This window comes from Methylophaga sp. OBS3 (assembly GCF_026319325.1).
In the GTDB taxonomy this organism is placed as follows: domain Bacteria; phylum Pseudomonadota; class Gammaproteobacteria; order Nitrosococcales; family Methylophagaceae; genus Methylophaga.
On the sequence record NZ_JAPDMU010000003.1, the window covers coordinates 341106 to 356069 of the forward strand.

The 14964-nt window shown below is 42.9% G+C and carries 12 protein-coding genes; 11 read left to right on the plus strand and 1 reads right to left on the minus strand.

The features are described 5' to 3' along the window. Positions 1-50: 50 nt before the first annotated feature. A complete protein-coding gene (gene ffh / locus OMP94_RS08405; RefSeq protein WP_266277834.1) occupies positions 51-1421 on the minus strand; it encodes a signal recognition particle protein in 1371 nt (456 codons plus the stop codon). A 139-nt stretch (positions 1422-1560) separates the two neighbouring features. On the opposite strand from ffh, the gene OMP94_RS08410 reads away from it, so the two are divergent. The 11 genes from OMP94_RS08410 (at position 1561) to amt (ending at position 14964) form a co-directional block, all read left to right on the plus strand. Continuing rightward, positions 1561-2364 carry a cytochrome C assembly family protein gene (locus OMP94_RS08410; protein WP_266277835.1) on the plus strand — a complete coding sequence of 268 codons (804 nt, stop codon included), beginning with the start codon at positions 1561-1563 and terminating at the stop codon, positions 2362-2364. Between the two features lie 2 nt (positions 2365-2366). After that, entirely contained in the window at positions 2367-3662 is a 1296-nt protein-coding gene (locus OMP94_RS08415) for an HlyC/CorC family transporter (protein ID WP_266277836.1), read from the plus strand. Between the two features lie 2 nt (positions 3663-3664). Next, on the plus strand, positions 3665-4201 hold the full coding sequence (locus tag OMP94_RS08420) for a hypothetical protein (RefSeq protein ID WP_266277837.1): 537 nt from the start codon (positions 3665-3667) through the stop codon (positions 4199-4201). 76 nt (positions 4202-4277) lie between these two features. Then, on the plus strand, positions 4278-5606 hold the full coding sequence (locus OMP94_RS08425) for a hypothetical protein (RefSeq protein ID WP_266277838.1): 1329 nt from the start codon (positions 4278-4280) through the stop codon (positions 5604-5606). A gap of 55 nt (positions 5607-5661) precedes the next feature. Then, positions 5662-8127 carry an AsmA family protein gene (locus tag OMP94_RS08430; RefSeq protein WP_266277839.1) on the plus strand — a complete coding sequence of 822 codons (2466 nt, stop codon included), beginning with the start codon at positions 5662-5664 and terminating at the stop codon, positions 8125-8127. A gap of 48 nt (positions 8128-8175) precedes the next feature. Continuing rightward, on the plus strand, positions 8176-9222 hold the full coding sequence (mutY, locus tag OMP94_RS08435; protein ID WP_266277840.1) for an A/G-specific adenine glycosylase: 1047 nt from the start codon (positions 8176-8178) through the stop codon (positions 9220-9222). Beyond that, the gene (locus OMP94_RS08440; protein WP_266277841.1) at positions 9222-9488 is read left to right on the plus strand and encodes an oxidative damage protection protein; all 267 of its coding nucleotides are present in this window, start codon (positions 9222-9224) and stop codon (positions 9486-9488) included. Before mutY ends, OMP94_RS08440 begins: the two co-directional genes overlap by 1 nt. Positions 9489-9810: 322 nt before the next feature. After that, entirely contained in the window at positions 9811-10020 is a 210-nt protein-coding gene (locus OMP94_RS08445) for a cold-shock protein (RefSeq protein ID WP_266277842.1), read from the plus strand. Between the two features lie 122 nt (positions 10021-10142). After that, entirely contained in the window at positions 10143-10895 is a 753-nt protein-coding gene (locus OMP94_RS08450; protein WP_266277843.1) for a DUF4197 domain-containing protein, read from the plus strand. 66 nt (positions 10896-10961) lie between these two features. Beyond that, positions 10962-11726, plus strand: a complete 765-nt coding sequence (locus OMP94_RS08455) for an elongation factor-1 alpha (protein ID WP_266277844.1) — start codon at positions 10962-10964, stop codon at positions 11724-11726. Positions 11727-11916: 190 nt separating this feature from the next. Continuing rightward, positions 11917-14964 (plus strand): ammonium transporter, encoded by a 3048-nt coding sequence (amt, locus tag OMP94_RS08460; RefSeq protein WP_266277845.1) that lies wholly within the window; start codon positions 11917-11919, stop codon positions 14962-14964.

Sequence of the window (14964 nt, forward strand, 5' to 3'; positions counted from 1 at the left end):
GTTATTTTACGCACATATACTACTTTTGCAAAGCGCTATATGCATCTTAATTAAAAGGGCATGCCACCACCGCCCATTGGCAGTTTACCGCCGAGGCCACGCATCATTTTGGCAATGCCGCCCTTTTGCCCCATTTTTTTCATCATTTTTTGCATTTGCGTAAACTGTTTTAACAAACGGTTTACATCTTGGATCTGTGTTCCTGAGCCTGCGGCGATACGTTTTTTGCGCGAACCTTTAATGATATCAGGCCGCTTTCGCTCTTTTGGCGTCATCGAATCGATCATTGCTTCCATTTTGCGAAGCTCTTTATCGTTGGCTTGGTTTTTAACTGCTTCAGGAATTTGTCCCATACCCGGCAATTTATCCATCAACGCACCGATACCGCCCATTTTACCCATTTGGCGTAATTGCTCACGGAAATCTTCAAGGTCAAAACCTTTACCGGTTTTTAATTTACCGGCTAGTTTTTCAGCAGCACCCACATCCATTTTGCGCTGTGCTTCTTCGACTAGCGACAGTACGTCGCCCATGCCAAGAATACGTGACACCAAACGATCAGGATGAAATGGTTCAAGGGCGGTGGTTTTTTCACCGACACCCATAAATTTGATTGGCTTACCGGTGATATGACGGATAGACAAGGCCGCACCACCACGTGCATCACCATCGGTCTTGGTTAAGATGACACCTGTTAAAGGTAATGCTTCATCAAATGCCTGCGCAGTATTCGCGGCATCTTGACCCGTCATACTGTCGACCGTAAACAAGGTTTCTGCTGGATTTATTGCCGCATGAATGGCTTTAATCTCAGTCATCATATCGGCATCAATGTGCAGACGACCCGCGGTATCGACAATCAAGACATCGGCATATTCTTTTTTTGCCTGTGCCAGAGCATTTTCGGCAATGGTGACGGGGTTTTGCCCGGCTTCACTCGGATAAAACTTGGCTTCAACTTCTACTGCCAGTGTTTTTAGCTGTTGTATCGCAGCGGGACGATAAACGTCAGCACTAACCACCATGACGGATTTTTTGTGGCGTTCTTTTAAAAACCGCGCAAGTTTAGCAACACTGGTCGTTTTACCCGCACCTTGTAAACCCGCCATTAAAATAACTACTGGTGGTTGGTGATTCAGATCAAGGCCATCATTAGCCTCGCCCATTACCGCAGTTAGTTCATCATTAACAATTTTGATGAACGCTTGGCCTGGCGTCAGGCTTCTTAATACGTCTTGGCCCAGTGCGCGCTCTTTAACCTTACTAATGAACTCACGTACTACAGGCAATGCAACATCGGCCTCTAACAACGCCATACGTACTTCACGCAACGTATCTTTTACATTGTCCTCGGTGATTCGTCCTTGGCCACGTAACTTTTGTAATGTGCCGCTTAGACGATCGCTTAAACTATCAAACATATTTTTTCCTAGGAAAACGGTCGATTGCCGGTAAAAATAATTGCGGGTAATTATACCTGATTGGTATCACCATCCCCGAAACATCGTTTATGATGCAAGTTGAATTTATCTGCTGTGTCGGAATAAAGGATTACCTTCAATGGCCATTGCCAACGCTTTAGCCTTTCTGCTTTATCTATGTTGTAGCGTTATTTTAATTCGTGGTTTTGTTAAACGCGATACTAGTCGTCCGGTCAAAAGCCTGCCTATTGGCATTATGTCGGTACTGGCATTGGTGTTTCATGCTGCCCATTTATTTTTTGTCATGTATACCGCTGGTGGCTGGGATTTGAGTTTATTAACAATGCTCTCAATAGCCGCATGGATCATGGCATTTCTGGCATTTATTGGTGGTTTCCGCTGGCCTGACTCTCCTCCTGGGATTGTCATTTACCCACTCGTCGCCATGATGTTGATGATGGTGTTTGAAGCACCGTCAACCAGTGCCAAACAACTTCCAGACCCGGCGTTAGAATGGCATATTTTATTGTCTCTCACCGCATACAGCTTGCTGATGTTGGCTGCAATTCAAGCGATAATTTTGGCGGTTCAGGAAAAACAGTTACGTCAACATAATGCCGCTGGCGTAATGCGCAAGCTGCCGCCAATGCAGTCTATGGAAAAAGGATTATTCCAACTGATTATCAGTGGATTCGCCTTACTGACACTAGGACTCATCACAGGCTTTTTATTTGTCAGTAATTTATGGGAACAGCACCTTGCCCATAAAACCATCTTATCGATCATTGCGTGGGCTGTTTTTGCCAGCTTGTTATGGGGTCGTTATCAACATGGTTGGCGTGGGCAAACCGCAGTACGCTGGACACTATCGGGATTTGGCTTTTTAGTGATGGCTTTTGTTGGTAGCAAAATCGTCCTTGAATATATATTGAAGATTAGCTGAGCATGTTAGAAGAAACATCTTTATTCGTTCTGTTTATGATCTTGCTGGTTTTGCTGTTTATGTCAGCATTTTTCTCCAGCTCCGAAACAGCGTTAATGTCACTCAATCGTTACCGTATGCGCCACTTGGCGCAGCAAGGTCATCGTGGTGCCCTGATTGCCGAGTCTTTACTATCTAGACCTGACCGCCTAATTGGTTTGATCCTATTAGGTAATAACTTCGTCAATATTTTTGCTTCAGCGATTGCAACCGTCATCGGTATCAAGCTACTTGGTGAAAACGGCATTCTGGTCGCCACCTTTGCATTAACACTAATCGTTTTATTGTTTGCCGAAGTATTGCCAAAGACATTGGCTGCATTGCACCCTGAACGAGTCGCTTATCCTGCGAGTTTTGTCTTAAAGCCATTACAATTTATTTTGTATCCTTTGGTATGGATCATCAGCATGATTACTCGCTGGTTGCTTCGCCTGCTTGGTGTTTCCGCAGAAGACGCCAAATCAACAGCCATCAACGTTGAAGAGTTAAAAGTCGCTTTGATGGAAGCTGGCAGCATGATTCCCAGAAGCCATAAAGATATGTTGATGAGTATATTGGAACTGGAACAAATTACCGTTAACGATGTGATGGTGCCGAGAAATGAGATTGAGGGCATCGATATTAATATGCCTTTCAATGACATTGTTAAGCAGCTATCGCATTGTGGTTACACACGACTGCCGGTATACCAAGACAGCATGGATAATATCGTTGGTATTTTGCATGTCCGTAAGGCGCTAAACTTGCTGACGCAAGATAATCTTAATCCTCAAACACTTAATAATATTGTTAAAAAAGCTTACTTCGTTCCAGAAGGTACCTCACTTAATACCCAGCTAATTCAATTCCAACGTAACTTACGTCGTACAGGCTTAGTAGTTGATGAATATGGTGACTTGTTAGGACTTATCACGCTGGAAGATATTTTCCGTGAAATCGTTGGTGAATTTACGGCTAACACTATCGATGATGATAAAGACATTCACCCACAATCGGATGGTAGCTTTCTTATTAATGGGACTGCCACGATTCGTGAGATTAATCGCAATAATCAATGGCATTTACCAACAGATGGCCCAAAGACCATCAATGGTTTAGTTCTGGAAATGCTAGAAAGTATTCCAGACCCTGGTGTTAGTTTGCGTGTTGAAGACTACGTCATTGAAGTTATTCAAACCGCAGATAATATTGTGAAAACGGTTCGAATCCGCAGCATCGAGGCTGAGGTTTCTGAGGCGGAACCAGCGGAAAGCACCTAAAGATGACTTTGCGAATTAAAGCATGTGGTCTTAATGAGGTCGATAAAACCTCGCTCAAATCGATGCTTAACTTAGCAGCGGACTTATTAAGTCACGAATGGCAGCTTAGTGAAGATAGCAGTGCTGAGCTTCATGTTTACTGTTTTGATTACCCTGGGGGTGAAGCAGCTTGGCAAAACCGGTCTACCCACGTTTTTAATGCTTTATTAACCAGTCATGGCAATGTCACTGAAGCGGTCGACATTATTATTAAAAAGCCGCTAAGAACAGCGAACTTTTCTGAGGCTTTAAATCTCATCGACGATAAAGTTCGTGGCCCACAACCTACTAAGGTTAGACAAAACGATCCATCTACGCCGGCTAAAAAAACCGAAGCAAAACCCTCAAAACTGCTTCAATGGTCAAAAACAGTTCAACAGCAATTTCTCTCGCTCAAAAAACCAGCGAGTGACTTGCCGCAGCTAAACCTCGCCATTGATCCACTGACTGAGCAAACAAGTAAAAACGATACTTTTACCGATCCTGTTCTGCTTACATAAGTGGCTTCAACTTTTACCTGAAGACCCTCATCAAAAAATCAGTACCCTGCTAAGTCATCTGCAATCACTCAACGGCTTGAACTTAAGTGTCAGTAAATGTTTGCCACTGCTTGAGGAATATAGGCAAATTTTTAAACCGCTGATTTTTGAGCGTGATACCGCCATGATTCGTGCGGATAATCGTCAGTTAACCGAAAAAAGAAAATATCTACGACAATTGCAGCTCTCGTTGCACCTACTCACTCAATGTTATCTGCGTTATGCCCAACAACGCTTTCAGCGCGGTAAACGGCCTGCTGAAGATCCGGTTTATTTATTGTGTCTGCTTAGAGCCGCTGAATTATTAAGCCTTCAAGTAGTTAATGCCTTTCAGCATTATTATCAGCCACCCGATAAGGCCATCTGGCAATTACACCAAATTTATCTCTACTTAGAGTCTGCAAATTGTTTAAAAAGTCTGCCAGAATTTAAACAGCCAATTGAAGTGACCGACTTCTACACAGTTTATGTGCGTACCTTACTGACAGGTATTGCGGATCCTTACAATATGCCACGGTTTTCAGTGGTAAAAATTTTCCAACTTATGGGGTCACTGACAAACGAAACAGATATTGATCTGATGAGTGAAAAGCAGATGCATATTACCAGTCAGTTTTTACTTACAGGACATTTCTGCATTAACGGTCAGTCAGATCAATTACCACTTGCCATGGCGCGAACGGCAGTTGATATTCGGTCAGCTAGTGATACACGTTTATTAAACGTACAACCCTTATTGCGTCGTTTAGACACCATCATCAAACAGCAAAAAAATATCAGTGCTATTGAGAGACAAGTACTGACTCACGCGATTCCACAACTCAATGGTAGTTATGAGCGCCAAACTGAACGCACAACTTCAATTGAGCGTCGAACTGTTGGTGTTTGTTATGGTCTCAAGGCTATACATCAGATGTTGTCACAGGAAGGTAAAGTAAATGTGCAACCTTGGACGTTGATGAATCAAGGTGATAAAGGCTTGATGTTAATGCGTGAAACCGCAGATTGCCGGGCAATTCAGATCGGTGATCTTATTGCCTTTAAAGAAACACCCGACCATAACCAATTAGGCATCATTCGTTGGTTGCATATTGGCCCTGAGCAAACTCGGATAGGATTATCCGTTTTACAAGGTAAAGCCTCGGCAGAGCAGTGTATCCCCGAAGGTGAAATGGCGGAAATCCCCGTGATTTCATTAAATGATGACGATAAGCCAAGTTTGCTCAGCCAAAAAGGATTATTTAGTCCTAAGCGAAAAATTCACTTAAACACCAGTGAAGTAAAGAGCTTAATCGGAGCCGACCAGCTTCTATCAAGCACGTTGGACTACGATTATTTTAGTTATAAGACCCTGAAAATTTCATAATAGCGGCCCCATGCCTTATTATGTTTTTCAGCTTCTCACAGCATAGGAACTCAACATGCGCAAAATTATCAAAGTCGTCGTCATTATTCTGGTACTGGCTATTGCCGCATTGGCAGCCATTCCCTTTGTAGTTGACCCGAATGACTACAAAGATGAAATTGCGACACAAGTTGAAAAAGCAACTGGCCGTCAGTTGACCATTCAAGGTGATATTGGGCTCTCAGTTTTTCCTTGGATTGCATTAGAACTTGGCCAGTTATCATTGAGTAATGCCAATGGCTTCAAAGCAGAGAGTTTTGCTCAAGTTAATAATGCTCAAATCCGCATCAAACTACTGCCATTACTGAAAAAAGAATTAGAGATGGACACCGTCATTTTAGATGGTCTGGTGCTTAACCTCGAAACTAATAAAAACGGCAGTACTAACTGGGAAGATCTTTCTAACCCAAGTACAGAAACTGAAGCCGAAATCAAAGAAGCTGCACCTGAGTCAGCTCAAGATGCCCCACCTGCGTTAGCCGCAATCAGTATTGCTGGCGTCAGACTAACCAATGCCAATATTCTTTGGTCAGATGACAGTAAAGGGGAAAACTATCAGTTACGAAACTTAAACTTGGAAACAGATCCATTAGTGCCCGGCGAACCTACTGCGCTGAGCATGAATTTCGATTTAATCAGTGCCAAACCTGAAGCCAAAGCTCATGTCACACTCGATACCAGCGTTATGGTTGATGTTGAAAACCAACATTACGCACTTGAAGGATTAAAATTCACGACATTGGCTGAAGGCACAGAACTACCAATTGATAAAGCCAACATTACCCTCAATGCTGATGTTGCTGCCGATATGGTCAAACAAGTCGTTACGTTAAAAGGTTTAAAAGTTGATACGATTGCGAGTAAAGATGATCAAGAACTTACGGCGACCTTGAACGGCCAAGTCGATGCTAACCTTGCAAACCAACAATATAATGTCACTGACTTTGCTTTAAATGGCACTGTAGCAGCGGCAGCCTTACCGGGTGGAAAAGCTGATTTAGAGCTCACCACGGACATTAGCGCTAATTTAGCGCAGCAAACCTTGTCACTTGCTGACCTATCACTCAAGCTTCAAGACTTGATGTTGAATGGCAAAATCGATGCGAGCAAAATTTTGGCTGAAACGCCAGCATTTGCTGGCAACATTCAAATCAAGCCTTTTAATCTTCGTAAATTAGCTAATGATATGAACGTTGAGCTGCCAGAAATGGCGGATAACAGCACACTGGAAACCGTTTCATTACAAGCTCAAATTGAAGGTACAAACAACCGCGTTAATGCTAAAGATCTACAAGTCACATTAGATCAAAGCCAATTGACAGGTCAGTTTGCTGTCGAAAACTTCGCTAAACCAGGTTTTCGTTTCAACCTAAATTTAGATGAAATTGATGCAGACCGTTATCTGCCACCCGTCAAAGAAAAAACAGAGCAACCTAAAGCGCCGCCAGCTGCAGCGGCAGCGGGTGGTGCTAGTGAATTGCCACTAGATACTTTGCGCGATATCAATGCAAAGGGCAGTTTGAAGATCGGTAAATTGAAAGCCAGTGGCATCACCAGTGAAAATATTGTCGTTACCATTGATGCTCAAGATGGCTTGATTAAGCTAAACCCAATGCAGGCTGATTTATACCAAGGTAAATACCGCGGTAATGTCACCGTTGATGCACGCGGTGACGCTTTAAAGCTCGCCATTGATGAAAAACTTGAAGGTGTTCAAGCCGGCCCTTTATTAGATGACCTGACAGGTGAGAGCAAAATCAGTGGTAAAGCTGATGGCAGCATCAAGTTAACGGGTACAGGTAAAGATATTGATGGTATTAAACAAACCCTGTCTGGTAATGGTCAGTTTGCTTTTAGCGATGGTGCAATCAAGGGAATCAATATCGCCCAAACCATTCGTAAAGCTAAAGCCGCTTTATCAGGGCAAAAATTAGCAGATGGTAATGAGCCTGAAGCAACGGACTTTAGTTCTCTGAGCGGCTCATTTACGGCAGATAAAGGTGTCATTAACAATCAAGATTTAGCAATGATGTCACCATTACTTCGTGTCAATGGTAACGGTACTGCTAGCCTGCCTAAGGAAACGATTGACTATAACCTGCGTGTATCAATTGTTGGTACCTCAAAAGGTCAAGGTGGTAAAGAATTAGAAGAGCTTAAAGGTATCAGCATCCCTTTAAAAATTACTGGCACCTTTAGTGAGCCAAAACCAAGTGTTGATCTGGCTGCTATTCTAAAAGAGCAAGCCACTGATGAACTGAAAGGCAAAGCTGAAGAAAAACTCAAAGAAAAACTGGGAGATGATCTAGGTGGTTTATTAGGTGGTGCGCTTGGCGGTAAAAAAGCAACTGAAGCACCAGCGGCTACTGATTCAGAATCAACGGCTGATGAAACCACATCGGAACCAGCACCTGAAGAACAACCTTCAGCCGAAGATCAGCTTAAAGAAGACGTTAAAAATAAACTAAAAAGCTTCTTTTAAACGTATGAGTAATATCTGCCGCAGTGATACCGCTGCGGCAGCGCCTATATGACATCAGCACAAGATTTCAGTCACAGACTATTACAGTGGTTTGATAACCACGGCCGAAAAAATTTACCTTGGCAACAGCCAGCAACACCCTATCGAGTTTGGTTATCAGAGATTATGTTGCAACAAACCCAAGTTGTGACAGTTATCCCCTACTTTCAAAAATTTACCGAACGCTTCCCAGACATTAATACGCTCGCCAATGCCGAAGTTGATGAAGTACTGCAATATTGGGCTGGCCTCGGTTATTACGCACGTGGCAGAAACCTTCACAAAGCCGCCCAAATCATTCAAAGCAAATACCAAGGTGAACTACCGGCTAACTTTGATGCATTAGTTGATTTACCCGGAGTAGGCCGCTCAACAGCAGGGGCGATCTTGGCGTTAGCTTTTAAAAAGCATTACCCAATTTTAGATGGCAATGTAAAACGTGTCTTGGCAAGACATACTGCCGAACCACGCTGGCCGGGTGAAAAACAAGCCGAAATCGATATGTGGCAACTAGCTGAAGAACTTTTACCCAAGCAGCGCATTAATGACTATATCCAAGCACAAATGGATTTGGGCGCCACCTTATGTACTAGAAGCAAACCACGTTGTCAGGCTTGTCCATTACAATCTGATTGCCAAGCTTTTCAACTGGGTACCCCAACGGAATATCCCATTAAAAAACCCAAAAAAGCCGTGCCTCATCGAGAAATTCGTTGGCTTGTTTATGCTGCTAAAGGGCAACTACTACTGGAAAAGCGACCATCACAAGGTATTTGGGGTGGCTTGTGGAGTTTTCCAGAAATGCCTATTGATAACGAAATCAGTCATCTATTATCAAAGAATGACATCATAAGGTTTCAAAATCTTCCAGATATTCAACATGCTTTTACACATTACAAATTAACGATTTCTCCTATATATATAGAATTAGATAACCCAGTTTTCGGTGTTGCCGACAATGACAAGCAATGCTGGGTTAAAATGGATGACATTGCGGCATTAGGGTTACCAGCCCCAACCAAAACATTAGTACAACAATTAGCTAGAGGTTTTTAATGGCACGTACAATTCACTGCATCAAACTTAATAAAGAAGCCGAAGGTCTGGACTTTCCGCCTTATCCTGGCGAATTAGGAAAACAACTGTGGGAATCTGTTTCTAAAGAAGCATGGCAAATGTGGTTAGGCCAACAAACCATGTTAATTAATGAATACCGTTTATCTTTGGCTGATCCAAAATCACAGTCATTTCTGAAAGAAGAAATGGAGAAGTTCTTCTTTGGTGAAGGCTCGACACCACCTGCTGATTATGTCCCGAAATAAGCCTTAAATTGTTTAAAAATCCGCATATTACAGAAATGTGACTGATTTTATTCGTCTTTTCAATTACATCATTGCATGTAATGATTCGTATTAAAAAACAAAGAAATCGCCAATAAAAACAAAACATTAAGACTAAATTAAGGTCTGTTTACGAACATAAAGCAGAAAATTGATATAAAAAAATTTGGCAAAACTGAAAAATAAACGTGACTTTTTGTCTTTTTTTGGGCGTACAATGCAGTTAGCCCCTAATTTATGAAGGGCAGTAATAAAACCGGTTTAGGAGTTAAACCGGTATTAGGTTTTAGATATTGAGGTTGATATGGCAGAGCAAGTTACAGGCACCGTAAAATGGTTCAATGACGCAAAAGGATTCGGTTTTATTGAACGCGCCGATGGTCCAGATGTTTTCGTTCACCACAGTGCAATTAAGTCAGAAGGCTTTAGAACTTTGAAAGAAGGTCAAGCTGTTACGATGGAAGTGACTCAGGGTCAAAAAGGCCCTCAAGCAGAAAACGTCATTCCTGGCTAAGTTCAGTTATGCAATAACAAAAAAGCCGGTTTAAACGCCGGCTTTTTTGTCTTTATAATGTGCTGACGTAACGCGCAATATTTGCAACACCTTTGACGCGATGGATTGAAGAAGATCTTGCGATGAAAAAATTTAGTTTACCGTTATTACTGTTCACCATACTTTTATCCTCACAGGCATATGCTGATTGGGGGAAAATGTTCGATGACCTCAAAGATGCCGGTAAGGCGATGCTTAACGGTGAACCTGCTACAACCAGCAATGGTTTATCAAATAGCACCATGATTGATGGCCTTCGTGAAGCACTCGAGCTCGGTAGCAAACGTGCTATTGAGACTATCGGACAAGAAGGTGGCTATTTAAATAACCCAAAAATTCGCATCCCTCTCCCACCGCGTGTCCAGCAAGCATCCGACCTGATGAAAAAGTTTGGTATGACCCAACTTGCTAATGATTTTGAAACCAGTATCAATCAAGCTGCCGAAAAAGCGGCACCACAAGCTACCGAGATTATGGTCAATGCAATCAAAGCGATGACCATTGATGATGCGAAATCTATTTTGCAAGGCAGTGATGATGCTGCAACCCGATACTTTGAATCTAAAACCAGCAATCAATTAGCCGCCCTTTTTTCACCAGTCATTGATGATTCCCTTAATCAAGTTGGTGCGACCCGCTACTACAATCAATTAGATGATCGCATGCAGTCTGTCCCCTTGGTTGGACAAAGTCTAAACATGGATTTAACAAAGTATGTTACTGATCAGGCACTATCAGGATTGTTTGTTATGCTAGCTGCAGAAGAACAAAAAATAAGAGAGAATCCAGCAGCGCGCACTACAGAATTGCTGAAACAGGTCTTTGCTAATAATTAAAAAAGCGCTACTCAGCGGAAACGCATTGATTTAAAATAAACACAATAATCATAAGGGATATCGACTATGGCTTCATTACACCGGCTTAACCTTGCTAGTCAGGGCACCTCACTCAAAGCGTTATTCACAGGTTACTTAATCGTTGTTGCGGTGGGTTACTTGATGGCATTAGTGCAGATCCAGCTGACGCATGGTCTTGCTGATGGTGAATATGGCCTATCGATTGATGACATTGTTTACAGCTACTACGGTAACCGTAATAACTCACTACTCGAAAACAAACTGCACGGTTCGATGAAACCTATGGCAACTGATGATGAGCGTGATCAAATCATTCAGTGGATCCACAGTGGTGCGACTGAAGATGCTTATGAATCAACGGGTGTCCAAGAAATTTTCGAAGCCAAATGTATTGTTTGTCACAATGCTGATGCCGGTGGTGCGATTCCTGACTATTCAGAGTTCCAAGAAATTAAAGATCGTGCTTTAGTTGATACCGGTGCCAGCGTGACTGCCCTAGCGCGTGTATCGCATATTCACTTATTTGGTATCGCCTTCATCTTCATGTTTGTTGGCCTGATCTTCAGTCTTGCCTCTGGCGTACCAAAAGCATTAAAGGTCATTGTCATTTCAATGCCCTATATCTTCCTACTAATTGATATCTCGGCGTGGTGGTTAACAAAACTGAATCCAAACTTTGCTTGGTTCGTGTTAATCGGCGGTGGCGCAATGGCGATGTCTTTCGCATTTATGTGGATTGTCTCGATGTACGAAATGTGGGTATTGCCACGCATTCGTGAAGATGACCGCGATGCATTGCTTGACGAATAAGCACTAATAAATCTGCTTAATGAAAGCCACAACATTGATTTCTTGTGGCTTTTTTCTTTTTAGCCTCTTGCTTAGCTATCTACTAAGCATCCCCCTGAAAATAATTCTTTCGCTATTCGCTAACTTACGTATGGATTTTTTGCGATATATACCGTAAAAACATATGCAAGGTCTGAATTTGGAGGCGCGGGTGGATATTCTTTGGTTGCTATGCTCAGCTTGTTTGGTCTTCATTATGCAAGCGGGGTTTCTCTGCCTTGAAAGTGGACTGGTTCGCAGTAAAAACAGTATTAACGTTGCCGCCAAAAACATCACTGACTTCACCGTTTCGAGTGCTATCTTCTGGCTAGTTGGATTTGGCATCATGTTTGGCAATAGCATGACCGGCTGGTTTGGTACCAGCGACTTCATGTTTGACGAAACACCCTCCGCCTTTTTAATTACCTTCTTTATTTTCCAAATGATGTTTTGCGGTACTGCCGCCACTCTTGTGTCAGGTGCCGTTGCAGAACGTACTAGCTATATCGGCTACGTCATTATCACCATTACCATTACCTTAGCTATTTACCCTGTCATTGGACATTGGGCTTGGGCGGGGATTATGTCAGGCAACCCAACAGGTTGGCTTGAACAAATTGGCTTTGTCGACTTTGCAGGCTCAACCGTTGTGCATTCTGTCGGTGGCTGGGTGGCACTTGCAGCTGTTCTCATCATTGGCCCACGCATCGGTCGCTACGATACCCCTGACAGACGTATTCCAGGCAGCAACCTGCCAATGGCTGTATTAGGCGGCATGTTGATTTGGTTTGGTTGGTTTGGCTTTAATGGTGGTAGCACGCTGGCTTGGGGCGATGATATTCCAGCCATTTTATTAAATACCCTACTCGCAGCTATCTGGGGCGGTATTTGCACAACCTTACTCAAATACTTCACTGATGGTTATGTCGATGTATTGATGATCATTAATGGCGTGTTAGGTGGCTTGGTTTCTATCACAGCAAACTGTCATGTTGTCACGGCAAATGAAGCTGCGCTCATTGGTATTATTGGCGGCGTCATTGTTTTTTATGGCGATAGATTCCTGGAAGATAAACAAATCGATGATGCGATTGGTGTTATCCCTGTGCATTTATTTGCCGGTATCTGGGGCACATTATCCGTTGCCTTATTTGGTAATCCCGAAAGGATTGGCAATGGACTAAGTTTTTGGCAACAGCTTGGCTCACAGCTCACAGGTATTGTCGCTATCGGCATTTATAGTTTTGTCGTCGCTTATGTAATTTTCCGCGTCATTAATCGTTACTACCCATTACGTGTCACGCCACAAGCCGAGCTTATTGGTTTGAACGTTTCTGAGCATCGCGTAAGTACTGAAGTATTTGATTTGTTGGCTGCGATGCAACATCAGCAACAAGAATCAGATTTTTCTAATCGTGTACCGGTCGAGCCATTCACAGAAGTGGGTCAGATTGCACAACAATACAACCGCGTTATCGATAAAGTTAACCAAGAGATCGAACAACGGGATCAAGCTTTTTCGGCATACAAAGAAAGTGAATTTCGTAAAGGCGCAATCCTTCAAGCAGCAATGGATTGTATTGTCACGGTGAATGAACGTGGCGATATCATCGAATTTAACCCTGCCGCCGAACAATGTTTTGGTATGAACAAAAAATCAGTTCTTGGCCTAAACTTCTTCAAATTATTTATTTCAGAAGGCGCCAGGGCCGCTGCGATGAACAGCTTGGCACAAGGTTTTGTTGCCGGTGATGGTTTGGTTTTGAAACGCCAAAATATTACTGAACTGGCTCGTAGCGATGGTGAAGAATTCCCTGCTGAAGTCGTTATCACACAGACAACCGACAGTTCACAGCCACAGGTCGAATATACCCTGCATATCCGTGATATCACGCAGCAAATTAAATTACAGAACCGACTAAAACAATTGGCTTATAACGATCCGTTAACAGGTCTTTATAACCGCACATATTTCATGAGCAATTTGAAACAACGCATAGCTCAACATCAAAGTTTGCCGGGCTCTGTTGTACTGATGTTTTTGGATTTAGATCAGTTCAAAAAGATTAATGACAACTTAGGTCATAAAGCAGGCGACCAATTGCTTTGTGAAGTTGCCCGCCGCTTGAAAAAAGTCACACGTGAAAGTGACCTTGCCGGCCGTTGGGGTGGTGATGAGTTTGTCGTGGTGTTATCAGGTAACGTCACCATGGAAGTCGCTGAACGTAAAGCCGAAGATATTTTGGCGCAGATGCGTGAACCCGTCATGCTGAATAAACAGTCTCTGATCGTACCAACCAGTATTGGTATTGCAATTTCAGAAAATGGCACAGTAAACCCAGAACGGTTAATGCAACAAGCCGATATTGCGATGTATCGTGCCAAGCAAGCAGGACGAAACACTTATCGTGTCTACATCGAAGAGATGAGCGAAAAAGCCATGCAAACCTTCCAACTGGAATTTGCATTGCCAGATGCCATCAAACATAACCAATTGTTTTTACAATACCAACCCAAAGTGTCTTGCATGACAAATGAGGTCGTTGGTTTTGAGGCCTTGGTGCGTTGGCAACATCCTGAACATGGTCTCATCATGCCGGGTGACTTTATACCGGTTATTGAAGAGTCAAACCTGATCATTGATTTAGGTGAGTGGGTCATCAAAACCGTTATTGAGCAATTGGCTTCATGGCGGATGTTAGGTGTGCCATTGTTACCCATCGCCATTAATATCTCTGGTCATCACCTACACTCTCAAACGTTAACAAAATATGTTGAGAAACTGACGGCTGATCACGATATCGGTGGCGAGCTGCTGGAGTTTGAAATCACAGAGGGTGTTTTAACAGGGAATACTGACGCCAGTTTAGAAGCCCTAAACTCTCTGAAAAAAACACGGATCCGTTTGTCGATTGATGACTTTGGTACAGGTTACTCATCCTTGAGTTATCTCAAACGCTTCCCTGTCGATGTTTTAAAAATCGATCGGGCATTTATTCGCGAGTGCGACAATAACTTTGAAGATGCAGCAATATGTAAGGCCATTATCACCTTAGCGAAAAGCCTTGGCCTGCTTATCATTGCCGAAGGTGTTGAAACCGATGCCCAGCTGAAATTCTTAAAAACAGAACAGTGTGATATCTATCAAGGCTATCTGTTTAGTAAACCCATTCCAGCTGAGAATGTGATTCCCCTGTTAGAGCAAGGGCTGCCTGTTTAG